The organism is Mucilaginibacter pineti, assembly GCF_900101875.1.
In the GTDB taxonomy this organism is placed as follows: Bacteria; Bacteroidota; Bacteroidia; order Sphingobacteriales; family Sphingobacteriaceae; genus Mucilaginibacter; species Mucilaginibacter pineti.
On the sequence record NZ_FNAI01000002.1, the window covers coordinates 222,363 to 248,405 of the forward strand.

Sequence of the window (26,043 nt, forward strand, 5' to 3'; positions counted from 1 at the left end):
CATATATGAAGAAGATAATTTTAATAACCATTTTAACGTTCACAGCATTCGCGGGAGCTTATGCCCAACGTTTTGCTTATGTTGATTCGGATTACATATTAAAGCACATGCCTGAGTATGCTTCATCGCAAAAGCAACTGGCAGCATTATCTGATCAGTGGCAAAAAGAGGTTGACGGCCGTTTTCAGGAGATAGACCGCTTATACAAAGCATACCAGGCCGATCAGGTTTTAATGACGGCCGATATAAAGAAACGCCGCGAGGGCGAAATTGTGGAAAAGGAAAAGGCTGCCAAAGATTTTCAGCGCCAGAAATTTGGACCCGATGGTGAGCTTTCACAAAGAAGCACAGCACTGGTTAAACCAATTCAGGATAGAGTGTCTAAAGCTGTACAAGCAGTAGCCGAAAATGAAAACCTCGACATGATTTTTGACAAAAACAGCGAAGTAATAATGCTGTATGCCAATCCGCGTTATGATAAAAGCGCAGATGTGATCACCAAATTAGGGCTTAAACCCGGAGTATTTGCTAAATAAATTTTTGAAATAAATAAACAGACTATTATTAAACACAGAACAAGGAAAATGAAAAAACTATTTAAAGTTGCTTTAGTTGCAGTAGGAATGATATTTGCGGGCAACTTTGCCAATGCGCAAACTAAAATTGGCCATATTAATTTTAATCAGCTAATTGATCTGATGCCCGAAGCAAAAACTGTACAAACACAGATGCAGGCATACCAAAAAACTTTCATGGATCAGTTAACTACCATGAACAATGAGTACACTACAAAAGGTCAGGAATTCCAAAAAACTCAGGATAAAATGACAGATGCTGTACGTAGCGCAAAAGGTGCTGAATTACAGGATATGCAAAAACGTATGAATGATTTTCAAACCAACGCACAACAACAGGTAACTGCAAAAAGCAATGAACTGGGCAAACCACTTATTGACAAAGCTACCGCCGCTGTTAATGCCGTTGCTAAAGAAAAAGGTTACGCTTACGTATTAGATTCATCACAGATCACCTTATTGGTATCTCCTGATGCTGATGATCTTTTACCAGCTGTAAAACTTAAATTAGGATTAAAATAATCATCAATTATTAGTCATTTATAAAAAAGCGCCCTGTATATACGGGGCGCTTTTTTTATTTTTGTAGATATGCAAAGGCAACCTATAGGTATTTTTGATTCGGGCTTTGGCGGTTTAACGGTTTTTAAATCGATAATTGAGCAACTGCCCGGCTATGATTATATATACATGGGCGATAATGCCCGTGCGCCTTATGGCAACAGGTCATTCAGCACCATTCACCAGTACACCTGGGAGTGCGTACAATGGCTTTTTGACCAGGGTTGCCCATTGGTTATCCTTGCCTGCAATACAGCATCGGCAAAGGCCCTGCGCACCATACAACAGCATGACCTTAAAAACGCCGATCCATCAAAGCGCGTTTTAGGCGTTATAAGGCCCACTGCCGAAATTATTGGTCAATATACCCAATCCAAACAAATAGGGGTGCTGGGCACCAAGGGAACCGTACAATCGGGCTCGTACCTGCTGGAGATAGAGAATTTTTTTCCGGATGTTAAAGTTTACCAGCAAGCCTGCCCGCTTTGGGTGCCCCTCATTGAAAACGGCGAGTACAACCAGCCCGGTGCCGACTTTTTTGTAAAGCTGTACCTTGATCAGATCATGGCGCAATCGGCCCAGATTGATACCATTTTGCTGGCCTGTACGCATTACCCCATTATCAAACAAAAAATTGAGGCCAACCTGCCGGCCAATGTTAAAGTAGTTTCGCAGGGCGATATAGTGGCCAAAAGTTTGGTTGACTATTTGCACCGCCACCCCGAAATGGAAACCCGCCTGAGCCGTAATGGTCACAACGAATTTTATACCACCACAGATGATACCGCCGACTTTGATCATCATGCTTCTCTGTTTTTTTCGGCACCCGTAAAATCAACTTTCGTATCGGCCAATGATCTGGTGAAGTGTTAGGGAGTGGTTCCTGAAGCTGCTGACGGACCTATTATTTCATGGGTTTTGTGGCCACTGGTGTTGGGAGTAGTTAATTTATATAAAAAGGTTGTCATTTCGAGAGAGCAAGCGTGGGTAAGAGTATGGCGCGAAAGAGAAATCTTCTGCGGAACCCAAAGCTCCAATTGCATATCGAATAAGATTTCTCACTCGTTCCTGGTATCGAAATGACAACCTTTTAGTCTTTCCAACACCTGTGCTTTTGTGGCGATTAACACATCCCCGCTACCGCGCAATCCGGCGGCACCCCTTCTCAAGAAGGGAGTCAATTTCGGTTGATCTTGTTAAGTGGGTTAGACGGTTCCTGAAAAGCTACTGACGATGTACTGACGGTTGCTGACGACATACTGACGGCTACTGACGAGGTACTGACGGCTACTGACGAAATGTATTTCTGCCAACCGCACACTGCCAACTGCCCACTATGTTTTCTGTTTTTTCTTTTTGGCTGCTGGGAAAAGTACGTTGTTAAGGATCAGCCTGTACCCCGGCGAATTGGGGTGGAGCTTAAGATCAGTAGGGGGATCGCCCACTGAATGTTGATAGTCTTCCGGGTCGTGGCCCCCGTAAAATGTCCACTGGCCTTTACCGTACTCCCCGTGAATGTAGCGTGCTTCGTTGGCGGTTTTCATTTCGCCCATGATAGTTACCCCCGGCTTCAGCAAACGTTCGTTATAGGCCGTTGTAAGGCCCATAAAGCCTTTAATTACCTTGTCATGGTCCTGTGTAAGCATACTCGGCACCACATCCCACTTAGCCGAAAAATCAAACAGGGTAAAAAAATCGCGCTGGCGTTCAACCTGCCGGGTAACAGTAACATCAATATTACTGAACTGGTGCGATATAGGATTCATATCCAGTGTAAAGTTTTGAAAAGCAAATGTTTGCGAAAAGTCGAGCTTGGCTTGGGCGTTTGGTTCGGCGGCATCACCGTCAAACATGCGCTCGCATATATCCGTGTTTGCTGCGGCCAGTGCAATATCAAAAGTGTCTGTACCAGAGCACATTGCAAACAGAAATCCACCGCCCGCGCAAAAATCGCGGATATTTTTGGCTACTGCCAGCTTCATTTGCGATACCTTTTTAAAACCCAGCTGGTGTGCCATGGCCTCCTGGATCTTCATATCGTCCATATACCATTGCGCATACCGGTAAACCCCGTAAAACTTGCTGTATTGGCCCGTAAAGTCCTCGTGGTGCAGGTGCAGCCAATCATACTTGGGCAGGTCGCCGCGAATCACCTCTTCGTCGTAAACCACATCGTAGGGGATCTCGGCATATTTAAGTACCAGGGTTACAGCATCATCCCATGGAAGCTTGTTCTTAGGCGAATAGACGGCCATTTTAGGTGCTTTCTCCAGTTTAACAACATCCATATTAACCGATGGATCGCTTACCTGGGTAATGATATCGGTAGCCTGGGCATCTGCCAGTACCTGGTAACTAACGCCCCGTATTTTGCATTCTTCCTCCAGTTTGGTACCATATTTCATCATAAAACTACCCCCGCGATAGTTGAGCAGCCAGTCTACCTCTTCGCCGTTTTTCAGCGTCCAGAAAGCTATGCCGTATGATTTCAAGTGGTCTTTTTGCTCATCATCCATAGGGATCAAAATAGAAGCAGCCCTTGTTAAAAGAGGTAAAAGGAGAAAGGTAAAAGGTAAAAGGCAGCGGAAAAGAGGAGAAAGGCGTTGAAAAATAGGTGAAAGGTGAAAGGCAAAAGGTGAAAGGCATTTTTTATGGGAGTTGTTATTCACTTTAGATATCAGTTTTATATTGATGCTTATATATCAAATGTAACGAATAAACGGGAAAGGTATTATTATTATCTTTCTTCCTAACCTTTCGCCTTTTACCTTTATCCTTTCACCTTTCGTCCCAAATCATTACCTTTGCCAACTGTTTTTCAAAAAAAACGTCAATAAAATGAGCAAAGCAATAATCAAAACCGAAAAGGGCGATATGACCGTAGAATTTTACGACAATGATGCTCCTAATACCGTAGCTAACTTTAAAAAATTAGCAAGTTCACACTTTTATGATAATGTGACTTTTCACCGTGTTATCCCTAATTTTATGGTACAGGGCGGCGATCCAACCGGTACTGGCGCTGGTGGTGCAGGTTACAAAATTGATTGCGAACTAACCGGCGAAAACCAATACCATGATCGTGGTGTGCTTTCAATGGCTCATGCTGGTCGTAACACTGGCAGCTCACAATTTTTCATTTGCCATAGCCGTGCAAACACTGCTCACTTAGATCGTAACCACACCGTTTTTGGTAAAGTTATTGAAAACGTTGACGTAGTTGACGATATACGCCAGGGCGATAAAATTTTAACCATCGAAGTAATAGAAGATTAGTGAATGGTGAGTTGTTATTAGTTAATTCAATCTAACTCAATCAACCGCTCACTTAATCAACCAAATTATATGAATTTACAAGGAATTGTAGCCGTATCTGGCAAACCGGGTTTGTGGAGAGCTTTGGCGCAAAATAAAACCGGTTATGTATTGGAGAGCCTTGATGCTCAAAAAACAAAGCTGATAGTAAACTTATCTACCGCCAAACTGGCCGCGCTTAGCGAGATCACCATTTTTGGAGTAGATGATGATATAAAGCTTATTGATGTTTTTGAGGAGATGAAAAGTGCTGCCAGCATTCCTGATACTAAAGCCGATGGCAAAAAGTTAAGGACCTTCTTTTTTGAGGTAGCGCCAGATCATGACGAGGAAAAGGTTTATGCCTCTGATATGAAAAAGGTAATATCATGGTACCAGCTCTTGAAAGATCTGCCGTTGTTTAATGAGCCCGATCCCACACAAGCACCAGTTGCTGAAGCCGAAGCTGCACCAGTTGCGGAAGCACCGGTAGCCGAAGAAAAAGCAGCCGAACCTATAGTTGCCGAAGCTCCAAAAGCAAAAGCTAAAAAGGTAGCTACTAAAAAAGCTTAAGTAATTTATAGTCTTTAAATAATAAAGCCCCGGTGAGTGATCATCGGGGCTTTGTTATTAAGAGATTTCCTATTATTAATCAAATAGGAAAATTAAGGCATAAATTATGATAGGCAAAATGTTAAAAAATATCCTTGAGCCAACCTTGGGTTCAATAGGCTTTGTTTCAATATATCTCGTAAGAGATACCAGATAAACAAGGTAGTAAATCATCAGCGAAGCAAATATAAAACCTATTCCGAAAACACCTAATCCGAGGTTTTCGGTAGAGAAAATATATATAGGCCATGCAATAAATATCAATAGTTGAATACAGGTTATAATTAAAATAACCTTTAAGGCTTTGGCTGTATTCATCTGATTTGTTGTATTTGGCTATTAGCATCTAAAGCCCTTACAAACACTCGGGCTGCCCGCATTTTTCATCGGCAAACTCGGGTTCAAAGGTGCTATGGCTTATGTCCAGGTGTTCCAGGCGATGCCGAAGGTCGTGTTTGATGCTGTCAAAATCGGCAATGGCCTCGGGTTTGATAACAAGGTGGGCGGTGAGAGCGTTCTCCGTAGTACTTAAAGCCCAAACGTGCATGTGGTGAACATCTACTACGCCTTTACCCTTCATTAGTTCGGCTTTGATCTTTTCGAGATCCATTTCGGCAGGTACGCCGTCCATCTCCAGGCGCAGGCTGTCTTTTAAAAGGCTCCAGGTGCCGCGTAATATCACAATGGCAATAATGATACTCACTACGCTATCAATCCAATACAGGTTGGTAAAATAGATGATAATGCCCGATATTACTACTCCAAGCGATACAATGGCATCAACTGCCATGTGCAGGTAGGCGCCTTTAACGTTAAGGTCGGTATCTTTGTCCTTAACAAAAAGCCAGGCTGTAAAGGCGTTAATACCAATGCCGATAAAAGCAACCCAGGCCATTGTGCCGCCCGATACTGTTTCGGGGTGCATAAAGCGCATAATAGCTTCGTAAACGATAAAGCCAACCGCTACAAAAAGTATCATCGCATTAAAGAACGACACAATAATGGTAGACCGTTTGTAGCCATAGGTGTACTTGCTGTTGGCGCTTACCTTGGTAAGCTTAAAGGCCAGCAGCGCAAGGGCCAGCGCTGCAACATCGCTTAAATTATGACCGGCATCGGTAAGCAGCGATAAGGAATGCGTGGTGAAGCCGGTAATGGCCTCAACAACCACAAATGCGGAGTTTAAAATTATACCGATTATGAATGCGGTATTCAAATGATCGAGCTTGGGTGCATGATCATGATGATGATGTCCTCCGTGTGAATGTGAATGATCGTGACCTGCCATAAGGCAAAGATAGGATTTTTGATGTGCAGATATGCAAATTTCAGATATGCAGATGCTTGTCTTAATCAGAAGTTCATGTTATGAGTGTGTGAAGCGGGATTAAACAGATTTGTCGGATTGTTGGATTAGAAAAAATGCACTACAATCTCTTTAACCGGATAAATAATCATTCAGAACGTGCATTTGCACATTTGAAATCTAAAATCTGCACATCCGTAATCTGCACATCCAATCACTCATGATGGTACGGTTCGCCTTTAATAATGGTATAGGCCCGATATAGTTGTTCTACAAAAAACAGGCGTACCATTTGGTGCGAAAACGTCATGCGCGAGAGGGAAATTTTATCGTTTGCACGCTGATAAACGGACGTATCGAAGCCATAAGGACCGCCGATAATGAAGATAAGATTGGCCGATGAACTAATCTCTTTTTTATTGATATAGGCCGCAAACTGGGTTGATGAGTATTCGGAGCCTTTTTCGTCCATCAGGATCACATAATCAAGCGGGGTGATTTTCTTGAGGATTAGTTCGGCTTCTTTGGCCTTTTGCTGATCGGCACTTAGCGCTTTAGTGTTTTTTAGTTCGTTAATTTCAACCAGTTCAAGTTTGGTGTAGTGCTTAAGGCGTTTTACATACTTATCAATGCCATCTTTTAAATAGGCATCCTCTGTTTTACCAACGGTTAAAAAAGTGATCTTCATATCTGAAACAAATAAACGTTTATTTAAAATATATGTGTTTATTTAGCTACAACTTTTTTAACAAACCATGCAGCAGGATATTATTAACGATTACCAGCAAAGAGCCGCGGCGGCGCAGCAGGAAGCCACGAATTACAAAAGATTAGCCAATACTTATTCGCTGTTGCGGTTAAGCATTTTTGCTTTGGTGGTGGTAGCTATATCTATAGCTGTTCATGAAGATAACTTTACCATTGTAGCCATATCATTTGTGTTACTGGTGTTTGCATTTGCATGGCTTGTAGCCCGCCAAAGCCGGTTCGAGAAACTAAAGAAATACTTTGATGATCTGCAAACGGTTAATAACAACGAGATTGCCAGCATCCAAACTAAAGCCAATATTTACAATGATGGTGCGCGCTTTGCCAACGACAAGCATTTTTATACCGCCGATCTGGATATTTTTGGTAACGCCTCCTTGTACCAACTGGTAAACCGCACCGCCACATCAACCGGAAACGATAAGCTGGCTGCATGGTTTGATAAGCCATCGTCAAAGGCTATTGTATTACAACGGCAGGCTGCTGTTAAAGAGCTCGGTACAAAAAACAACTGGAAGCTTGATGTGCAAACCCGCCTGCTATTCGCCATAAAACAGGATGTTAACCAGCTTAATAACTTGTTTAAATACCTGCGCCTTTCTTTAGATATGCCCGGCGAAAAATGGCTTACGCTTTATGCTAAAATAGCACCTTATCTTTTTACCGCCATAATAATTGCCGCCTGGTACGTTCCGGAGGCAAGGATAGCAGCAATCGTATTAGGTATAGTTAACATGGGATTGGTTACTTCAAAAGCCAGCTATATTACCAAGGCCGATATGATAGCCGGTAAAATTGGTAATACGCTTGCCAATTATGCCGAAGTATTTAAGCTTATTGAAGAGGAGCAATGGCAGGCGCCCTACACTGCCCATTTGGCCGCGCAGTTAAAAACTGCGCAAACATCAAACAAAATAAAGGAGCTTGCGTCGCTTATTAACAAGCTTAATTATCATTTAAATATGATAGTGGGCGGTATTCTCAACCTGTTTTTTCTGTGGGACATTAAGCAGGTTATAGCTATTGAAAACTGGAAACGCCAGAATAACGAAAGTCTGGAAGCATCCTTTGATGTAATTGCCGAGTTTGAAGCGTTGCTTAGTATTACCGGTCTGGCAATTAATTACCCGCAATGGAGCTACCCGGAAATTGACGATAGGGCAGGTTATACGCTGACAGCCAAAGAACTGGCGCATCCACTTATCGACCCTGCCAAACGTATTGAAAATGATTACGAACTGGAAGATGCCTTTAAGGTTGATATCATCACTGGATCTAACATGGCGGGTAAGAGTACTTTTCTGCGTACCATAGGGATCAATACTGTGCTGGCCCTTTGCGGTGCGCCTGTGTGTGCTAAGAACATGAAAGTATCAGTAATAACTATGATCAGCTACATGCGTATTAAAGATTCATTGAACGAGAGCACATCTACCTTTAAAGCCGAGCTCGACCGTTTGCAGATGTTGCTTGCCGCAGTGGAGAACGAACCAAAGATATTTTTCCTGATAGATGAAATGCTGCGCGGTACCAATTCAGTTGATAAATATCTTGGTTCAAAAGCGGTAATAGAGCAGCTTATTCGCAAAAAAGCTGTGGGCATGGTGGCTACCCATGATCTGCAGATTGCCCAGCTGGAAACAAAATATCCGGATTACGTGCGCAACTTCTATTTTGATATACAGGTGGTTAACGGCGAAATGCTGTTTGACTATAAAATAAAGCACGGCGAATGTAAAACTTTTAACGCCTCGTTATTGCTTAAACAAATTGGTATTGATGTGGATGCTGTGTAGGGAGAAGAATCAAGAGCCAAGAATCAAGAATTAAGAAAACTTCACTTAATTAGTATATAACTCAATAAAAAAATGACCGGAAGATTTATCTACCGGCCCTTTTACTTTAGTCTTAATTCTTGGCTCTTGATTCTACTGCGCCTATCTTCCACCGGCTGGGGCACCACCGCCGCCCATGCCTTGGTCGCCTTGTTTAAGGTCATCATTGTTAACGCCTTTTTTAGGAGCGGTAAAGTTTAGTTTACCAAAGTTGTAGCTAAACGTTAAGCCATATGAGCGGAATGGTAACTGGAACTTGCTGGTTTGTACAAAGCCCGGGCTTCTTAAATCAGAGTTAAAGCTTTTGTATTCGGCAAACGGACTGATCACATTAACACCGATAGCCATTTTCTTTTGCATCAGTTGTTTTTTTACACCCACACCAAATATACTGAAAGTAGGGGTTGTTCCCTGGATAGTACGGCGCGATGAGTTACCAAACGCGAATGTTTCTGCCAGGAAGTTGCTTGGCAATGTTGCCGTAGCCCTCAGGAAACCTCCGTATTGGATACTGGTACCATTTTGACTTTGTGCCAGATGGAAAACTCCAGATGGATCTGGTTTGTAGGTATAGGCATTAATGTTACCAATAATGGTTAAAAACTTAAATGGATTAATGGTGCCAAAGAAACTGCCGCCCAATGAATTGTTGTTACCAATATTTTGGTAGGTGGTTAACGTACCGCCCTGCTCCGCGCCATCTACAATAACCGATATAGGTGAGGCTATACCTTCAATTAAGCCACTGGTGTGTTTATAATAAACCGATAAATTAAGTATCGATGTTTTGATGAATGAATTTAAGCCCAGTTCAACGGTTTGCGATACTTCCGGGTTTAAAGTTGGGTTACCAATTGTTTGGCCCTGTATGTTGTTTTGATTAACAAACGGGTTTAAGTATTGGATGCTTGGCCTGCTTATACGTTTGGTATAGGATAACTTTAATGTATTTGTAGCCGATAGCTTTTTTTGGATGGTTAAGCTTGGTACATAGGTATTATAGTTCTGATCGAACGGTGCAAGATCCTGCGCGGCATTAAATGGCTCGCCGTGGATGTCGGTATTTTCAAGGCGGAAACCTGCAAGTATGGAATAATCTTTAGGCAGGGTAATGGTGAATACAGAGTATCCTGCAAAAACATTTTGGTTGTAATTGTAAGTGTTTGACCTTATTGGGTCTACCACGAACGCGCCTGCTGTGTAAGTGAAATAATCAGATGCACTGTTTATTCTTCTTAATATGGTTTTACCACCGGCTTCCAGTTTAAATGTTTTGTTTATTGGCAAAATATAATCGGCCTGAAAAGTGTATTCATTGCTTCTGGCATCTATGTTATTTTGCAGGTTAGGGAATGCAGCGGTGTAGATATTGGTATAATCTGTAATACCCGAGTTGTGGCTCCATTGGGTCGACAAATCAAGCTCTTCACCTTCCTTTTTAAACTTGTGTGTATAATCAAGGTTCCAGTCAAACCCGTCAATTTTATTACGGTTTGTAGTAGTGTTTGAATATGGGGTGGCAGAAACCGTATTTGATTCGCCGTTGGTATTAAACTGTATCTGGTTAAATTTAAAGGTTGTGTTAATGCTGTTGTAACCGTTAAACTCGTAACCTGCACCTACCGAACCAACAACCGCATGCCTTTTTAAACGGCTTGTACCTTTTGAATCGGTAACAGAGTGGATACTATCTGAATTGATCTCCTGGTGAAACTCGGTTAGCGAGGTTTGCGGCCATGAAGCGTTACCACCAATGTTGGTAGTTAAATTAAACCTGTTTTTGTTGTAGTTAAGGTTAAGGTTACCGTTATTTTGTCTGGTACCAACACCACCGCTTATACCGCCGCTAAGGCCCGATACATTTTTTTGCTTAGTGATAATATTGATGATACCGGCAGAACCTTCCGCATCATATTTAGCCGATGGCGAAGTAATTACCTCGATGGTCTTGATCTGATCTGCAGGGATGGCTTTCAACACGTCAGAGAGATTGGCCGATGTGGCACCTGAAGGCTTACCGTTAATAAGCACACGCACATTTTGATCGCCGCGTACAGATACGTTACCGTTGATATCAACAGATACCAATGGCACTTTTGATAGCAGGTCGGTAGCATTACCACCGGCGGCTGTTAAATCCTTTTCGGCATTATAAACTATTTTATCAATTCTGTTTTCAATTAGCGGCGTTGCACCAACAACATTAACTTCTGCCAGGGCATGAGCGCCTGGGGCAAGCAATACAGTACCCATTTTATTATCGGGTTTTGATGCCGAAGTAACAATAGGGTCAATCGTTTTTGATGGGTAACCGATAAATGAGATCACTATTTTGTATGATCCCGGTTTAATGCCATCAATTTTAAAATTTCCTTTATCGTCTGTTACAACGCCGTTAATTGGCGATTTTCCGCCGCTGCGGTATAAACCAACAGTGGTGTAGTCCATTGGCTTCTTTGTAACAGAATCTATGACTGTGCCTGATATTCGGCCGGTAATAGATGGTCCGCTCGCGGTGCCGCCGAATTGGGCATGTGCCGAAACCGCGAAGCAGATAAGTGCTATAAATGTGTAAAAACGTTTCATTTTTGAGTATTTTCGTAATTGGAGGCGAAAGTACTTCAAATGTTACAGCCTAAATGCCGTTTTTTTTGTCAAAACATCAACTGTAATGTATATGTTACACTATGCTGACGGAAAGGAAAGTTAAAAGTCAAAATTAAAAAGTCAAAAAGGGGCTTGGGGATGTTAATAGTCTAAAACCTTGTCATTGAGGAACGAAGCAATCCCATAGGATGGTTAGCGTCTGCAAAAGATGGGTGTGACGAGATTGCCACGCTATCGCTACCCATGACAAGTTATGTGTAAAGGGCCTGTCACCCTGAGCTTGTCGAAGGGTCGCGCGTAGAGGCCTTTGCCCGCTATGCTTCGACAGGCTCAGCATGACAGCCCTTTTCTTATAATTCCCCTTGTCATTCCAACCCTCAGAGGCCACGGATTTTGAAACTCGTAATGACAAAAAGGATTAAATACCGAAGTAAAGAAATTTTGAATTTCGAATTTTTACTTTTGAATTATTCCCCCACCATCATTCCTTCAAACTTTTCCCAAAAGCCATCGTGCGGAACGGGGGCTATGATTTCAACGGGTTCGTTTTTAACGGGGTGGATGAATGTAAGCCGGCGTGCGTGCAGGCAAATGCTTTTACGCAGGCTACCTCTTGGATAGCCATATTTGTTATCGCCAACAATGGGGGTGCCCAGGGTTGATAGCTGTACCCTGATCTGGTGCGGGCGACCGGTGATCGGGTCGACCTCAATTAAATAATAACCGTTTAGCTCGCCAACAAGTTTATAGTTTAATTCCGACCGGGAACTGCCCACTACTTCTTTATCGTGCGCCTTGGTTACGTTTTTCTGCGGATTTTTTACCAACCAGTGTACCAGGTTGCCGGCTTCGGGCTGGGGGCGTTTGCGCACAACGGCGTAATAGGTTTTGTGCATTTCGCGGCCTTTAAACATTTTGTTTATCCGCTCCAATGCTTTGCTTGTTTTGGCAAACAGGATCACACCGCTCACGGGTCTGTCTAACCGGTGCACTACGCCTAAAAATGCGCCGTTTGGTTTGTTGTATTTTTGAGCAATGTATTTTTTTACCTTATCGTCCAGTGATTCATCGCCGGTATCATCAACCTGTACAATATCGCCGGCGCGCTTATTTATAGCAATAAGGTGGTTATCCTCATAAAGAACATCCTTATCGGTAATATCAAAACTGGTATAATTAAATTCGGGACGAGCCATTTTTATTTCGGAATTGGGAATTGAGATTTCGGATTTGTTTATTTAAAAATCTGGATAATCATCATCAAATTAATCATCTGAAATCTGCACATCTATAATCTGCACATCTATCTAATACTGTTCCTGCTCATTGGGAAAGCTTTTTGATTTTACATCACCGATGTAATTTTTTATAGCTCCATTCATTTGCTCAAATAAATTGGAGTATTGGCGTAAAAAACGGGGCTTAAACCCGTCGTTAATACCCAACATATCATGGATAACCAAAACCTGTCCGTCGCAATGCCTGCCGGCACCTATACCTATAGTAGGTATCTGCACGCTTTCGCTTACTTCTTTAGCCAGTTTGGCAGGTATTTTTTCAAGTACGATGCCAAAGCAGCCCAATTCCTGCAGTTTAAGGGCATCTTCACGCAATTTCTGTGCTTCTGCTTCCTGCTTGGCGCGTACAGTGTAAGTGCCAAATTTATAAATAGATTGCGGAGTTAAACCCAGATGGCCCATAACCGGTATACCTGCCGTAAGTATGCGGCTAACAGATTCGGCAATTTCTATACCGCCTTCCATTTTTACAGCATGGGCACCTGCTTCCTTCATGATACGGATAGCCGAATTTAATGCCTCTTTAGAATTGCCCTGGTATGAACCGAAAGGCAGATCGACCACTACAAGCGCGCGCTTTGCTGCACGAACAACCGACGATGCGTGATAGATCATTTGATCCAGCGTTATAGGCAACGTGGTTTCGTGCCCGGCCATTACGTTCGAGGCTGAATCGCCAACTAAAATAATGTCCATCCCGGCGTTATCCACAATAGCGGCCATAGAGTAATCATAGGCGGTAAGCATGGCTATTTTTTCGCCACGGTTTTTCATTTCCTGGAGGATATGCGTGGTGATCCTTTTAACTTCTTTATTTACAGACATAGTTATGTGTGTTTCAGACACTGCAAAGGTTATTATTAATTTCGGATTTGGAAATTTCGATTTCGGATTTATTTATTGATTTGAGATTTCGGAATTGGAATTTCGGATTTGGAAAGGAGATCAGGAATTAAAAGGGCTTTTTAAGTATAATTTTGGTCGAACAATGGAAGTCTAAATCTCCAATAAAAACCCAAATCCGAATTCCAAATTCCGAATTTCGAAATAATTTAAAATCTCAATTCTGAAATTCAAAATATAATCATACTTTTGCACCGTGAATAAAGGGGTATCAAACTTCCACCTTCCGGTGTTTTTTCACGGAGCTTCAAGCCAGAAAATCCGAACTAATAATCCTTTCAAATTTTTTGCAAAATGAATCATTTCACTAAATTACCTGCTGTACTACTCTTGGCCGACGGAACCGTTTTTTACGGTAAAGCTGCCGGAAAAATAGGTACTACCACCGGCGAGATCTGCTTTAACACAGGGATGACCGGCTACCAGGAAATTTTTACAGACCCATCATACTTTGGGCAAATAATGGTAGCAACCAACGCACACATTGGTAATTACGGCATTGCCGATATCGAAGTAGAATCGGGTAATATACAGATAGCCGGTTTGGTTTGTAAAAACTACAACATAGCCTACAGCCGCAAACAGGCCGATGAATCTATACAGGATTATTTCCAATCGCAAAATATTGTAGGTATCTCTGATGTAGATACCCGCCAAATTGTTCGCCATATTCGTGATAAGGGTGCAATGAACGCCATCATATCGTCAGAAATATTGGATATTGAAGAGCTGAAAGCAAAACTTGCCGAAGTGCCTTCAATGGATGGTTTGGAACTTTCATCGCAGGTATCAACCACCGAAACTTATACTTTTGGTAAAGAAGATGCCGCCTACCGAGTGGCCGTGCTTGACCTTGGTGTTAAGAAAAACATTCTGCGCAACTTTGAAGATCGCGACGTTTACGCTAAAGTATTCCCCGCAAAAACTTCTTATGCCGAAATGGAAAAGGATTTTGCGCCAAATGGTTACTTTATATCAAACGGCCCCGGCGATCCATCGGCTATGCCTTATGCTATTGATACGGTAAAGGAAATTTTAGCTGCCGATAAACCAATGTTCGGAATCTGTTTAGGTCACCAGTTGCTGGCTTTGGCTAATGATATCCCAACGAAAAAAATGTTTAACGGTCACCGCGGATTAAACCACCCGGTAAAAAATATTATTATTAACCATTGCGAGGTTACTTCACAAAACCACGGTTTTGGTGTAGTACCAGAGGCGGTGCGCGCATCAGATAAAGTGGAGATTACCCACGTAAACCTTAACGATCAATCAATAGAAGGCATCCGCGTAAAGGATAAAAAAGCATTCTCGGTACAATACCACCCGGAATCATCTCCTGGTCCGCATGATTCACGTTATTTGTTCGACGATTTTATAAAATTGATGCAATAGCGTTAGATGTGCAGATGATAGATTTCAGATGTGCAGATTTAAGAGAAGCCTTTTAAGTTTAAAACTTAAAAGGCTTTTTTGTGCGCTAATCATATATTTACAGATAATATCATACTACATATGGCTATCAATTTTTTATTGCAGGGAACCGTTCACTGGAGTTACGACTATGAAATGGCCGAGGTATCGCAAACCGATAAGATCATAAACGGGATGATATCAATGGGCCCGGTGCTGCATCATCATAAAGGCAACATTGCGTTAAGCGAGGCCGAACTGATAATTGAAGGGTTTACCGATGATGAAGAAGACCTTACCATCCCGCTATCTGCCATGAAGCAAATCTATCTTGGTTTTGACGATGTATTTCCAAAAATAGCGGTAAAAAGCCTGGGCATACTTTGGCAGCCGTTGCGCATAGAATATTATATCTTGGCCTTACAAACGCAATGTATTTATTTAATTATCGATTTTAACGGAATTTACACGCACGATAAGGATTGGTTTAATACCCTAACTCAATTGCTTGCATAATACCGTATTAGTTATAGTGCCATTATCCAATTGGCGCAATCTTGCGCATCAACAATGTTCCAGCTATGGAACCCTTTTCCCTGGGTAGTGATATATGCCGAACGTGTGTTGCCCAGGCTTTTTAAGGTAACAATCATCTTCTCAAGGTCGTAAGCGTTGAGGTTAAAGAACTGTAGTTCGGCACAATAGGTTTTCCTAACGTATTCCAGATCGGGCTCGCTGTATAGTCTTACAGGTACATCTTTCAAAAACCGGACATTGCCACCGTCTGGTGCCTGGGCTGAATATGTCGACCTCCGCAAATAAGCATCTGGACTGGATTCGGGCGAGCCGCCCATTGCTTCATCCAGTGATGCCTTGCCAGATTTTCCTTCGCGCGCAATCAAAGGACAATTGTACTCCATTTCTTTTTGTGCTGATGCGTATACCCGGGCCATATCGGCAGGTGGATCGATAGCTAAAACAGCTTTCAACTTTACCGGCTGCTTTTGGCTATTCAGGTATTCGGTGTAGCAAAGTGCCATAGCACCACCAACAGACAGGCCGCCGATAACCACATCTTTGTATGTAAGGTCATACTGCGCTGTTTTTATTTTAAGTAATTCGTTAAGCTCGCTTATACATTCGTCATCGGCAAACATGCGGGGCGCAATTTCAAGCGTTATGGTGATATATCCACTTGCCGTTATAAGCTTTGGCAATGCCGTTTTGCCGAAAATACTTTTAGGTTTTTCACCGGCTGAAGGCAGTAAAATAAGTAAACCCTTTACCGGGATGGTAGGTTTGGTTTCAAAATAATCATAGGTTTTGCCGGCAAACGTAAGCTTTAGCTTATTAATTTCCTGAGCGAAGGAACTGCAATGGGTCAATAAAAAGCATATCGTAGCGGCGCATATTTTTATTACTAATCCCTTCATAGTTTTAAGATGTAATCAAAAGTATTGTTTAAGTATGGTATACAGTAAAAGGAACTGCTAAATCTTTTCTTATTTTTATTTGGATTTATTATAAATAAGCTATTTCTTTGCTCTTGTTATAAATGTAACGTCACCTGCAATGAAAAAAACAAGTTCTTTCAACGGTTTTTATGTTAACTGTATCCGACCAACCGAAACAGCTGTATTTAGAATAATTGCAGATCAGCAAAACAAATCTATCTGAAAATATAAAGTCCTGCTCTGCGGCAAATGCTTCATGGCTTTGCTACAGGGCAGGCACCAATTCAAAATCCGTAAAAACTATGTGTAGCGCAAAAGTATTAAGCCAGGCAGGTACATCGGTAATAAGCCGTTGTTCGGAGTGCCGTTGTATCTTCATCTGGAATAATAACCTGGTGCTCAGCTTCTCGCCCGAGCAGTTTACGCAGTTTAAGGATTTTACCCAGGAACTTGATATTGTGGGCCAAAGTTTCCCGTTTCCGGATGGACAGGACCGTATAGTATTGCGCACCCCGGTTAACGATGTACAATTTGCCTTTACCACCGAAGAGTGGGAAGATTTTCAAGCCGCTATGGACGAAGCCGTTTATATGCAGCAGGTGTATGCGTTAATGGAAGGGGAGTGATTGTAGATGTGCAAATATGCAGATTTCAGATGTGCAGATTAAATCGCTTTGATTAACCGTATCATTCATGTTTCGAAATTATCAGATCAATTCATTTAATACCTAAAATCAACGGTTGTAAACTTCACCGGAAGTAGGCCGTATTCGTCGACATTTTCCTGCTGTTTACCGGAAGTTTGGCTGGCTTCGCCTAATAACTATAGCTAAAATTTCAATCTGTTTGCACATTTGACTCAACAAATCACAAACACTATGAAAACTTTACTCGCCATACAATTAATTCACTTAGCTGTTAAAGCTGCCGAACACCTCGGGGCATTGCTCCATTCAATTGGTCACCTGGTAAAATAGTTTTACCAAATCAATATGCGTTATCGCTTGTTAATTAGTACATCAATATTTAACATTATGAAAAAGGGAGATAACGTAACCTGGAAATGGGGCAAATATGAGGCCGAAGGCAAAATTGTTAACAAGCACGAGGAGCCCGTTTCTAAAACCATAAAAGGCGCTAAAGTAAAACGTGATGCCAGCAAAACCGAACCTGCCTATGAAATACAACAAAAGGACGGCGGCAAAGTGTTGAAATCTGAAAGCGAAATAAAAAAAGCCTCATCCTAATTCCCTCTCCTTTGGTGAGGGCCGGGTGAGGCCTAAAATAATTCATGGTTATTTCATTATTCTGATGCATTTTTACGCTATGGCAAAACAACCTATTATCACTGTTAAAAACCTGGTAAAAAATTATGGCGATTTTGCAGCCGTAAAAGGCATTAGTTTTGAAGTTTATGAGGGTGAGATCTTCGGTTTGCTTGGTCCCAACGGTGCCGGTAAAACCACCACCCTCGAAGTTATTGAAACCCTTCGCGAGAAAACCTCGGGGGAGATCACCGTTGATGGTTTTAATATCGAAACCGATAAAAACAGCATCAAGCAACGCATCGGCGTGCAGTTGCAGGCGGCCGGCTACTATCCCAATCTTAATTTATCGGAACTGATAGACCTGTTCTCTGGTTTATATGGCATTGATAAAACACCTATGGAGATGCTGGAAAAGGTTGCACTTACCGATAAGGCCAAGGCAAAATATAAAGATCTTTCGGGCGGCCAAAAACAACGATTTTCTATAGCTACTACACTCATCAATAACCCACGTATCATTTTTTTAGATGAGCCAACGACAGGACTCGACCCGCAGGCTCGCCGCAATCTTTGGGACCTGATCCGCGAGATCCGCGACCAGGGCACCACCGTTGTAATTACCACGCACTATATGGATGAAGCCGAAGTACTATGCGACCGCGTTGCTTTTGTAGACGGCGGCCATATCATAGGCATTGATACCCCCGATCATTTTATAGATCAGCTGGTAGCATCCGGTTTCGAGCGCAAGAAAGAAGTTAAGCTGGCCAACCTCGAAGATGTTTTTATAAACCTCACCGGTAAAGAATGGCGGGAAGGATAGCCAGTTTGCAGTTTTGAGTTTGCAGCCAGCAGTCGAAAAAGATAAATAAATGACGCTGCAGGCAAATGACCCAATGACCGATGACACGAAGCAAAAATGACCAATGAACTAATGAACAATTGAACTAATGAACCCAAAACCATATAGCAATACTAAAGCAACCCTGGCCATTGCCAAAGCAAGTTTCCGGTCGATATTACGCAGTCCGTCGGCGGTGGTATTTACGCTGGCGTTCCCGCTTATATTTATTGTTGTGTTTGCCAATATTGGCGGCGGCGGTGTTAAGGTAGATGTAGGTGTTGCCAAAACTTGCGATACAATTGGTCCGGTTTACCAGGCGCTTAAGCATGTAAACGTGGTTAACTTTATAAGAGATCAGTCTGAAGAGGACATGAAAAACAACCTGTCCAAAGGAACCATAGACGCTATTATTGACATAAAAAAGAACGCCGCCCGACCAGCCTATACCGTTAATGTTCAATACACCAAGGCATCGGGCGAAAAGGGGAATATCCTGCGATCTGTACTCAGCAATATTTATTATAATATAAACAATGGCGCGCAGGTTAATTCGCCGCCACAGGCCGAGATCAGGGAAACCACCGTATCTGGCCGTGAATATAAATACATCGATTTTATTTTGCCGGGGCAGCTGGGCTTCTCCATATTAAGCAGCGGGGTTTTTGGTACCGCGTTTGTGTTCCTTAGCTTGCGTTTAACCTTGGTTATCAAACGTTTTTTTGCAACGCCCGTAAAACGCTCCAGCATTGTTTTAGGCGAAGCCATAGCCCGCATAGCTTTCTCCTTATTAGGTGCGCTGTTTATTATATTGGTTGGGCATTACCTGTTTGGGTTTACGCTGGTTCACGGTGTAGTTACAGTGCTAAATATGCTGGTGCTCTCGGCCATGGGGCTGATAATTTTTATGGGGTTTGGTTTCATCATATCTGGCATCGCCAAAAATGAAAGCACCGTGCCGCCGCTATCCAACATTATTACCATGCCGCAATTTTTATTGTCGGGTACGTTTTTTTCGGTATCGGCATTTCCAAAATGGCTGCAGTATATCAGTAATGCGCTGCCGCTTACACATCTTAATAATGCTATGCGCAAGGTTGCCTTTGAAGGTGCCGGGTTGGGCGATGTTACTCACCAGTTACTGATATTGCTTATATGGTTTGTGATTGTTTACGCCGTGGCGGTTAAAACCTTTAAGTGGGAATAATGGCTAAAGAAGAATCAAGAAGTAAGAATCAAGAAATAAATATCAAGCTTTAATATTGAGTATGATTTTCTTAGCGTGTAAAAATATTTTTGCTATTTTAATGCTATCTTTTTTTAGCTATAATAACTTTCAGAATAAAGGGATAGATAGTTTTTCAAAGACCGCTTTTACAAAATTGGTATTAACGAAGAGTGCAGACACAATTGATTTAAAATTTGATTCGTTTTTCAACAAGTTTGAATCCGATCGAAGCTTCCAATTGTCCAGAATTCAATTTCCTTTGAAAGTGATATCTATCACAGAGGACGGACGGCATATCAAATTCATGAAAAAAAGTGAATGGACGTACACCAATTTTGTCAAAATAAAAAACATCGAGTTAAATAAATCTAGCAGAACCAAAAGCGAAATGGACGTAAAGTTATCTATAACAGATACCGGTGTTCAGGTAGTATATCATTTTCAAATTAAGAACGGTAAATGGTGGCTTTGTGGGATAACTGATATGTCTGATTAAGCGCTATATTATTAGCTTCAAATACGCCCATATTAACATCCTGTAAATTCAATTGCCCCAATTGTGTATTTAACATGCTGATTGTTTGAGCTAATGTAAAATTTGAGCCTTATTCCTTGCTTTCTTTGTAAGCTTCTCTGCTTCGTTCTTTAAAAATTCGTATTTTTATGGCATATTATCAAATGCTGATAATTGCCACAGTAAAATATAAATAACAGACTTATGAATGTGATTCATAATAAGGATATAGGAACAAAGCAAAAAGCGCTTGCCATTAATCTCGACCCTGTAATTTATGGTTCATTTGCCGAAATTGGCGCAGGGCAGGAGGTAGCTGCTAATTTCTTTAAAGCCGGTGCTTCATCTGGTACCATTGCCAAAACCATGTCGGCCTATGACATGATCTTTTCCGACGCTATTTACGGGGTACAGGAAACCAAACGCTATGTAAGCGAATCGCGGTTGATAGCTATGCTAAACCACGAATATGGTTTGCTGATAGAGCGCCTTGCTAAATTACGCGGCGATAAAACCAAATTCTTCGCATTTTCTGATACATTTTCGGCCCTTAATTACCACAAAACAAATGATGGGCACGGCTGGATGGGGGTACGTTTTCAGTTAACACCCAATGGCGCTTATAATGATATAGTACTGCATGTTAAACTGCTTGATAATGATAACATCTTGCAGCAGCAGGCGGCAGGTATTTTGGGGGTAAACCTTATATATGCGTGTTTCAATTATCATGAAATTCCCCCGGTATTTTTGCTTTCGCTGATGGATAACCTGTCGCGGGATCGGATCCAGATTGATATGATCCGTTTTGAAGGGCCCGATTTTAGCAAGATAGATAACCGGCTGATGAGTTTGCACCTGGTTAAATACGGTTTTTCTGATGCGGCGGTGTTTAGTCCGGGTGGGCAAAATTTGCAGCCATCAGAGGTATTGTATAAAAAACATATTGTTGTGGTACGCGGTCGGTTCCGCCCGGTTATTAACGTGCACATGGATATGCTGAACACCGGCGTTAAGCAGTTTTTGCAGGAACCCGATGTTGACAAAAAGAATGTAGTGGTAGTTACCGAGCTTACGCTGCAATCGTTAAAAGAGCGTGATGCCGGCGAAACCGCGGAAATTGATGAAAAAGATTTCCTGGATAGGGTAGATATTCTTTGCTCGCTTGGGCAAACGGTACTGATATCTAATTTTCACGAGTATTATAAACTGGTGGCCTATCTTTCAAAGATCACCAAGCTAAAAATGGGCGTGGTTTTGGGCTATCCCAATTTAGAGTATATATTTTCGGAAGAACATTACCAGGATTTGCCAGGGGGGATTTTAGAGTCGTTCGCTACCTTGTTCAGCCGCAAGGTAAAGCTGTTTATTTACCCAACCTTACGGGATGGGGTAATCTGGAATTGCTTGAAGTTTTTCCCGCCGCCGCACCTTATCGATCTGTTCCGTTACCTGATAGCCAATAATAAGATAGAGGACATCAGGCACTATAATGAAAATAACCTGCATGTAGAAACCGATAATGTACTTACGCTGATAAAGCAAGGCGCTGAAGGCTGGGAAGAATTTGTACCACCAGAAGTTGCTGCCATAATAAAAGACAGGTATTTATTTGGCTATCCACACCCGGTTGACCCAGCTATGGAGACAGCCGCAGGGAATTTCCCGGGAGCATTGTCAGATATTTAGTAACCAAAAACTACCTCAAAATAGCTCTTTAATTTCATGTTAAATAAATGCAAATTTGCGAATTATTTAACATGAAATTAACGTGACTAAATTTTACTCATTTTTATTGGTGCTGATGATCACCTCATCGTTAGCAAATGCACAAAACTCAAAGGTTGGTACCTGGGGAATAGCTACCGTTGTTTTACCTGGTGACAGCGCCCACAAATGGGGTGGTTATACCGAATTGCAAACACGTACAAACGGTGCTTTCAGTCAGTTTCAGTATTACGAGGTAAAGGCAGGGGCAAGCTATGATCTGGATAAAAACTTCACCGCCCTTGTTGGTACAGGCCGGTATACCACCTATGATTATACCGATCTTGATAAAGGCCCAACCACTACCGAAACCCGTTTGTGGGAGCAAATTACCAGTAACCAATTCCTTGATCGTTTAAAGCTTGAACATCGTTACCGTGTTGAGCAGCGTTGGGTAAACGGTTTGTACCGTAACCGTTTCCGCTATCGTTTAAACGTGTTTGTTCCGTTGAATAATAAAAAGATAGTGGCTAAAACATGGTTCATTTCGGTATTTGATGAGATATTCTTGAATAATAAAGTGCCAAATTTTGAGCGTAACCGTGTGTCGGCGGCGCTGGGTTACCAGTTCGATAAATCGTGGATAGTGCAGGCGGGCTGGCTTAACCAATACAATTATGCGCCTGGCGTAACTGCCGATAAAGATAATATTATGCTGATGTTAATGTACCGCATCCATCGTAAAAACGCTGTGCAGCGTGAGCATGTGCCTACGACAACGGATTAGGTTATATTTAATATCGAACATCGAATGCCCGATATCGAATATTGAAGTAAAAAAAAGTTTAGGCTTATCAAATAATTTGCGTTAGGGATAGGAGCGGATACCGGCCATAAGCGTAAGGCCTGCAGGCGTATGAGTGGATAGCCCGGCCGTAGGCAACGCCCAAGTGGAGTATAAGATGATTAATAATTCAACACTTATAATCAAAAGGAGTTTCTAAGAAACTGTTAAAATTTGGTATTAGAAAAGTTTTATAGGTTTACTGAAACTCATCCGCAAGTTATTGCTGTAAGGGTTAGGTAATTCGGTAATAGAATTAGGTAATCGTATGACGAGATTGCTTCGTACCTCGCAATGACACAGTTTTTATCTATTTTTAAACAGCTTTCAATAATCATAAATTGGTAGTTTCATATATCATTGCCTATCTAATTATCTTCTCTACAACTCTCTTTCACATTAATTTCCATTTCATTAACGATAATTTTATCATCATCCCTATTAATTTCCCATCAATTCAAACTTTCATCAACTTAACACTACAAAACACCATAGTTGTTGCATCAATTCAAACGCCCATCAACTCAACACTATAAAACACCTGTAATTGCTACATAAGTGATTCATCTCCACCCTACGTTTTGTCACCGTACCATTGAATTTCTATCTAAGAGTTGAATTCCCCATCTAACCCATCGAATCCTCCATCTTAACTGTCTTTACTCCATCAATTACCTATCAATTTTGTAAATAAATCACCATCTGCATATTAATTTAATGTTAAATGAGGCCGCTGTTTGATAATAATCATTACAAATTCAAAATTTCGATTGGGATTTCTTGATTTTGCTGTTAACTTAGCGCGGTTTACAAATTACATATATCTGACAATAAAAAAATGAGCTTAATAATTGACGTACACGCCCGCCAGATTTTAGATTCGCGCGGTAACCCTACTATCGAAGTAGAAGTATTAACTGAAAATGGCGCTTTTGGTCGCGCTGCAGTACCTTCTGGTGCATCTACCGGTGCGCACGAGGCTGTTGAACTTCGCGATGATGATAAATCAAAATATATGGGTAAAGGCGTGTTAAAGGCCGTTGCCAACGTAAATGACCTAATTGCTCCTGAGTTAAAAGGTGTTGATGTTTTTGAACAAAACGCTATCGATGCCATAATGATTGCACTTGACGGTACCGAAAACAAAGGTAAACTTGGTGCTAACGCCATTCTTGGTGTTTCTTTGGCAGTAGCTAAAGCAGCAGCCCAGGAAAGCCGCCAGCCTTTATACCGCTACATTGGTGGTGTAAATGCAAATACTTTACCTATCCCAATGATGAACATCATTAACGGTGGTTCACACTCAGACGCTCCTATCGCTTTCCAGGAATTTATGATCATGCCAGTTGGCGCGCCATCATTTTCTGAAGCATTGCGTTGGGGTACCGAAGTATTCCATAACCTGAAAAAAATTCTGCATGACAGGGGCTTATCTACCGCTGTAGGTGATGAAGGTGGTTTTGCACCAACTTTTGACAGCACCGAAGATGCTGTTGAAACTGTTTTAAAAGCTATTGAAAAAGCAGGTTACAAACCAGGCGAAGATATTTTCCTTGCGTTTGACTGTGCCGCATCTGAGTTTTACAAAGATGGCAAATATGATTACACCAAATTTGAAGGCGAAAAAGGTGCTATCCGCACCAGTGCCGAGCAGGTAGAATACCTTGCCGAATTAGCATCTAAATACCCTGTTATATCAATTGAAGATGGTATGCACGAAGATGACTGGGCTGGCTGGAAATTGCTGACCGAGAAATTGGGTGCTAAAGTACAACTGGTAGGTGATGATTTGTTTGTTACCAACACAACCCGTTTACAAAAAGGTATAAACGAAGATATTGCTAACTCTATTTTGGTTAAAGTAAACCAGATTGGTTCATTAACTGAAACCATTAACGCAGTATCATTAGCACAAACAAATGGTTACACATCTGTAATGAGTCACCGTAGCGGCGAAACTGAGGATGCAACCATTGCCGATTTAGCTGTAGCATTAAATTGCGGACAGATCAAAACAGGTTCGGCTTCACGTTCAGACAGGATTGCTAAATACAACCAATTATTACGTATTGAAGAAGAATTAGGTGCTAACGCTAAATTCATCGGTAAGAATTTCAAATTCTACAAAAAATAATAAAACCATAGCAAAGGGCCATCTGCGTAAAAACAGGTGGCCTTTTTTTTGATTTCGGAATTCGGATGTTCGATTTCGGATTTTTTGAATTTGGAATTTTACATTTAGAACTTAAAATTTAACTTAGGATTTAGAGTTTAGAACTTTAGAATTTAGAACTTTAGAGTTTAAAGTTTAGGATTTAGAATTTAAAGTTTTAGAATTTCATACTTAACTTGCTAAACCAATAATAAAATTTTAATGAACAGGAAAAGGATTTTGAGCGGTTTGGGCTTGTTGCTCATTTTAATTTTGGCTATTGCGGCAGACCAGGTTTCTAAAATATACGTGCGCCAGCACATTAACGCCTATGATAACATAGTCGTGATAAAAAATTTCATCACCCTTACCAAGGTTGAAAACACCGGCGCCTTCCTAAGCCTCGGCGATTCGATGCCCAACCCGTGGCGGTTTATCATACTTGCCCTTTTACCATCCCTCGCCCTTTTATGGGGACTATTGTACGTGCTGTTAAAGCCTAATTTAACCAAACTTAACCAGGTAGGTATTATATTGATCCTTGCCGGCGGCTTCGGTAATCTGTACGACAGGCTACGGTACGGCAGCGTAACCGATTTTATGCACATGGATTTCAAGATCTTCGAAACCGGTGTATTTAACGTAGCCGATGTGTTTATCATGATAGGCGTGGGCATACTGCTGCTAAACTCCTACATCCGCGAGCGCGACCGCAAAGCCCAGGAAAATGCTGAAAGCGAAGAAAGCGTTACTGCGGAATCGTAAGCCTCACCTAATCCTCTCCAAAGGAGAGGACTTTGAATTGCATATATAAAATCTGCACATCACTGTATATCTGCACATTCGCAGCTTATTTGTAGCTA

24 protein-coding genes are annotated in these 26,043 nt (G+C 41.7%); 17 read left to right on the forward strand and 7 right to left on the reverse strand.

The genetic code is table 11. The annotated features are described in order from the left end of the window. The first annotated feature begins 5 nt into the window (after positions 1-5). The 3 genes from BLS59_RS05305 to murI all read left to right on the forward strand — a co-directional run bounded on the left by BLS59_RS05305 (position 6) and on the right by murI (position 2,009). A complete protein-coding gene (locus BLS59_RS05305; protein WP_091145711.1) occupies positions 6-536 on the forward strand; it encodes an OmpH/Skp family outer membrane protein in 531 nt (176 codons plus the stop codon). A gap of 48 nt (positions 537-584) precedes the next feature. Beyond that, positions 585-1,097 carry an OmpH/Skp family outer membrane protein gene (locus BLS59_RS05310; RefSeq protein WP_091145715.1) on the forward strand — a complete coding sequence of 171 codons (513 nt, stop codon included), beginning with the start codon at positions 585-587 and terminating at the stop codon, positions 1,095-1,097. A gap of 69 nt (positions 1,098-1,166) precedes the next feature. Continuing rightward, positions 1,167-2,009 (forward strand): glutamate racemase, encoded by an 843-nt coding sequence (gene murI / locus BLS59_RS05315; protein WP_091145718.1) that lies wholly within the window; start codon positions 1,167-1,169, stop codon positions 2,007-2,009. A 461-nt stretch (positions 2,010-2,470) separates the two neighbouring features. Here the strand turns inward: murI and BLS59_RS05320 are convergent, their stop codons facing one another. Next, the gene (locus BLS59_RS05320) at positions 2,471-3,652 is read right to left on the reverse strand and encodes an asparagine synthetase B (RefSeq protein ID WP_091145722.1); all 1,182 of its coding nucleotides are present in this window, start codon (positions 3,650-3,652) and stop codon (positions 2,471-2,473) included. A 322-nt stretch (positions 3,653-3,974) separates the two neighbouring features. On the opposite strand from BLS59_RS05320, the gene BLS59_RS05325 reads away from it, so the two are divergent. Together BLS59_RS05325 and BLS59_RS05330 are read left to right on the forward strand one after the other, a co-directional pair. Further along, a complete protein-coding gene (locus tag BLS59_RS05325) occupies positions 3,975-4,412 on the forward strand; it encodes a peptidylprolyl isomerase (RefSeq protein WP_091145726.1) in 438 nt (145 codons plus the stop codon). Between the two features lie 69 nt (positions 4,413-4,481). Then, on the forward strand, positions 4,482-5,003 hold the full coding sequence (locus BLS59_RS05330; protein ID WP_091145729.1) for a DUF5606 family protein: 522 nt from the start codon (positions 4,482-4,484) through the stop codon (positions 5,001-5,003). A 394-nt stretch (positions 5,004-5,397) separates the two neighbouring features. On the opposite strand, the gene BLS59_RS05340 is transcribed toward BLS59_RS05330, so the two are convergent. Together BLS59_RS05340 and rlmH are read right to left on the reverse strand one after the other, a co-directional pair. After that, on the reverse strand, positions 5,398-6,330 hold the full coding sequence (locus tag BLS59_RS05340; protein WP_091145737.1) for a cation diffusion facilitator family transporter: 933 nt from the start codon (positions 6,328-6,330) through the stop codon (positions 5,398-5,400). Between the two features lie 232 nt (positions 6,331-6,562). Next, positions 6,563-7,036, reverse strand: coding sequence for a 23S rRNA (pseudouridine(1915)-N(3))-methyltransferase RlmH (rlmH, locus tag BLS59_RS05345; RefSeq protein ID WP_091145740.1), 474 nt, complete (start codon positions 7,034-7,036; stop codon positions 6,563-6,565). Between the two features lie 67 nt (positions 7,037-7,103). Here rlmH and BLS59_RS05350 point away from each other — a divergent pair, with 67 nt between their 5' ends. Continuing rightward, on the forward strand, positions 7,104-8,912 hold the full coding sequence (locus BLS59_RS05350; RefSeq protein WP_091145743.1) for a MutS-related protein: 1,809 nt from the start codon (positions 7,104-7,106) through the stop codon (positions 8,910-8,912). 141 nt (positions 8,913-9,053) lie between these two features. On the opposite strand, the gene BLS59_RS05355 is transcribed toward BLS59_RS05350, so the two are convergent. The 3 genes from BLS59_RS05355 to panB all read right to left on the reverse strand — a co-directional run bounded on the left by BLS59_RS05355 (position 9,054) and on the right by panB (position 13,681). Continuing rightward, positions 9,054-11,537 (reverse strand): TonB-dependent receptor, encoded by a 2,484-nt coding sequence (locus tag BLS59_RS05355; RefSeq protein WP_091145746.1) that lies wholly within the window; start codon positions 11,535-11,537, stop codon positions 9,054-9,056. A gap of 488 nt (positions 11,538-12,025) precedes the next feature. Next, entirely contained in the window at positions 12,026-12,754 is a 729-nt protein-coding gene (locus tag BLS59_RS05360) for an RluA family pseudouridine synthase (RefSeq protein ID WP_091145750.1), read from the reverse strand. Between the two features lie 111 nt (positions 12,755-12,865). Continuing rightward, on the reverse strand, positions 12,866-13,681 hold the full coding sequence (gene panB, locus BLS59_RS05365; protein ID WP_091145753.1) for a 3-methyl-2-oxobutanoate hydroxymethyltransferase: 816 nt from the start codon (positions 13,679-13,681) through the stop codon (positions 12,866-12,868). Positions 13,682-14,053: 372 nt separating this feature from the next. On the opposite strand from panB, the gene carA reads away from it, so the two are divergent. Both carA and BLS59_RS05375 read left to right on the forward strand, forming a co-directional pair. Then, positions 14,054-15,154 carry a glutamine-hydrolyzing carbamoyl-phosphate synthase small subunit gene (carA, locus tag BLS59_RS05370; protein ID WP_091145756.1) on the forward strand — a complete coding sequence of 367 codons (1,101 nt, stop codon included), beginning with the start codon at positions 14,054-14,056 and terminating at the stop codon, positions 15,152-15,154. Between the two features lie 120 nt (positions 15,155-15,274). Further along, entirely contained in the window at positions 15,275-15,688 is a 414-nt protein-coding gene (locus tag BLS59_RS05375) for a hypothetical protein (RefSeq protein WP_091145760.1), read from the forward strand. 11 nt (positions 15,689-15,699) lie between these two features. Here BLS59_RS05375 and BLS59_RS05380 read toward each other — a convergent pair whose 3' ends face one another. Further along, complete coding sequence (locus BLS59_RS05380) at positions 15,700-16,605, reverse strand: hypothetical protein (protein ID WP_091145763.1); 906 nt, start codon at positions 16,603-16,605, stop codon at positions 15,700-15,702. Positions 16,606-16,928: 323 nt separating this feature from the next. On the opposite strand from BLS59_RS05380, the gene BLS59_RS05385 reads away from it, so the two are divergent. The 9 genes from BLS59_RS05385 (at position 16,929) to lspA (ending at position 25,945) form a co-directional block, all read left to right on the forward strand. Next, the gene (locus BLS59_RS05385) at positions 16,929-17,252 is read left to right on the forward strand and encodes a DUF6686 family protein (RefSeq protein WP_240315155.1); all 324 of its coding nucleotides are present in this window, start codon (positions 16,929-16,931) and stop codon (positions 17,250-17,252) included. 408 nt (positions 17,253-17,660) lie between these two features. After that, the gene (locus BLS59_RS05390; protein ID WP_091145766.1) at positions 17,661-17,873 is read left to right on the forward strand and encodes a hypervirulence associated TUDOR domain-containing protein; all 213 of its coding nucleotides are present in this window, start codon (positions 17,661-17,663) and stop codon (positions 17,871-17,873) included. Positions 17,874-17,952: 79 nt separating this feature from the next. Then, on the forward strand, positions 17,953-18,717 hold the full coding sequence (locus BLS59_RS05395) for an ABC transporter ATP-binding protein (protein WP_091145769.1): 765 nt from the start codon (positions 17,953-17,955) through the stop codon (positions 18,715-18,717). 127 nt (positions 18,718-18,844) lie between these two features. Next, entirely contained in the window at positions 18,845-19,942 is a 1,098-nt protein-coding gene (locus BLS59_RS05400) for an ABC transporter permease (protein ID WP_091145772.1), read from the forward strand. Between the two features lie 100 nt (positions 19,943-20,042). Next, on the forward strand, positions 20,043-20,459 hold the full coding sequence (locus BLS59_RS32665) for a DUF4348 domain-containing protein (RefSeq protein ID WP_394330837.1): 417 nt from the start codon (positions 20,043-20,045) through the stop codon (positions 20,457-20,459). 222 nt (positions 20,460-20,681) lie between these two features. Beyond that, positions 20,682-22,166, forward strand: coding sequence for a nicotinate-nucleotide adenylyltransferase (locus BLS59_RS05410; RefSeq protein WP_091145779.1), 1,485 nt, complete (start codon positions 20,682-20,684; stop codon positions 22,164-22,166). Positions 22,167-22,248: 82 nt separating this feature from the next. Further along, positions 22,249-22,971 (forward strand): DUF2490 domain-containing protein, encoded by a 723-nt coding sequence (locus tag BLS59_RS05415; protein WP_205411190.1) that lies wholly within the window; start codon positions 22,249-22,251, stop codon positions 22,969-22,971. Positions 22,972-23,866: 895 nt separating this feature from the next. After that, positions 23,867-25,162 carry a phosphopyruvate hydratase gene (gene eno / locus BLS59_RS05420; protein WP_091145786.1) on the forward strand — a complete coding sequence of 432 codons (1,296 nt, stop codon included), beginning with the start codon at positions 23,867-23,869 and terminating at the stop codon, positions 25,160-25,162. Between the two features lie 240 nt (positions 25,163-25,402). Further along, positions 25,403-25,945 carry a signal peptidase II gene (gene lspA, locus BLS59_RS05425; protein WP_091145789.1) on the forward strand — a complete coding sequence of 181 codons (543 nt, stop codon included), beginning with the start codon at positions 25,403-25,405 and terminating at the stop codon, positions 25,943-25,945. The last annotated feature ends 98 nt before the right edge of the window (positions 25,946-26,043 follow it).

Coding starts and splice junctions, on each gene's coding strand:
- BLS59_RS05400 (WP_091145772.1), top strand. CDS start 18,845: ATGAACCCAAAACCATATAGCAATACTAAAGCAACCCTGGCCATTGCC.
- BLS59_RS05325 (WP_091145726.1), top strand. CDS start 3,975: ATGAGCAAAGCAATAATCAAAACCGAAAAGGGCGATATGACCGTAGAA.
- lspA (WP_091145789.1), top strand. CDS start 25,403: ATGAACAGGAAAAGGATTTTGAGCGGTTTGGGCTTGTTGCTCATTTTA.
- BLS59_RS05310 (WP_091145715.1), top strand. CDS start 585: ATGAAAAAACTATTTAAAGTTGCTTTAGTTGCAGTAGGAATGATATTT.
- BLS59_RS05380 (WP_091145763.1), bottom strand. CDS start 16,605: ATGAAGGGATTAGTAATAAAAATATGCGCCGCTACGATATGCTTTTTA.
- BLS59_RS05385 (WP_240315155.1), top strand. CDS start 16,929: ATGTGTAGCGCAAAAGTATTAAGCCAGGCAGGTACATCGGTAATAAGC.
- BLS59_RS05350 (WP_091145743.1), top strand. CDS start 7,104: ATGCAGCAGGATATTATTAACGATTACCAGCAAAGAGCCGCGGCGGCG.
- BLS59_RS05410 (WP_091145779.1), top strand. CDS start 20,682: ATGAATGTGATTCATAATAAGGATATAGGAACAAAGCAAAAAGCGCTT.
- murI (WP_091145718.1), top strand. CDS start 1,167: ATGCAAAGGCAACCTATAGGTATTTTTGATTCGGGCTTTGGCGGTTTA.
- BLS59_RS05390 (WP_091145766.1), top strand. CDS start 17,661: ATGAAAAAGGGAGATAACGTAACCTGGAAATGGGGCAAATATGAGGCC.
- BLS59_RS05340 (WP_091145737.1), bottom strand. CDS start 6,330: ATGGCAGGTCACGATCATTCACATTCACACGGAGGACATCATCATCAT.
- BLS59_RS05330 (WP_091145729.1), top strand. CDS start 4,482: ATGAATTTACAAGGAATTGTAGCCGTATCTGGCAAACCGGGTTTGTGG.
- BLS59_RS05355 (WP_091145746.1), bottom strand. CDS start 11,537: ATGAAACGTTTTTACACATTTATAGCACTTATCTGCTTCGCGGTTTCG.
- BLS59_RS05305 (WP_091145711.1), top strand. CDS start 6: ATGAAGAAGATAATTTTAATAACCATTTTAACGTTCACAGCATTCGCG.
- rlmH (WP_091145740.1), bottom strand. CDS start 7,036: ATGAAGATCACTTTTTTAACCGTTGGTAAAACAGAGGATGCCTATTTA.
- panB (WP_091145753.1), bottom strand. CDS start 13,681: ATGTCTGTAAATAAAGAAGTTAAAAGGATCACCACGCATATCCTCCAG.
- BLS59_RS05320 (WP_091145722.1), bottom strand. CDS start 3,652: ATGGATGATGAGCAAAAAGACCACTTGAAATCATACGGCATAGCTTTC.
- carA (WP_091145756.1), top strand. CDS start 14,054: ATGAATCATTTCACTAAATTACCTGCTGTACTACTCTTGGCCGACGGA.
- BLS59_RS05360 (WP_091145750.1), bottom strand. CDS start 12,754: ATGGCTCGTCCCGAATTTAATTATACCAGTTTTGATATTACCGATAAG.
- BLS59_RS05395 (WP_091145769.1), top strand. CDS start 17,953: ATGGCAAAACAACCTATTATCACTGTTAAAAACCTGGTAAAAAATTAT.
- eno (WP_091145786.1), top strand. CDS start 23,867: ATGAGCTTAATAATTGACGTACACGCCCGCCAGATTTTAGATTCGCGC.
- BLS59_RS05375 (WP_091145760.1), top strand. CDS start 15,275: ATGGCTATCAATTTTTTATTGCAGGGAACCGTTCACTGGAGTTACGAC.
- BLS59_RS32665 (WP_394330837.1), top strand. CDS start 20,043: ATGCTATCTTTTTTTAGCTATAATAACTTTCAGAATAAAGGGATAGAT.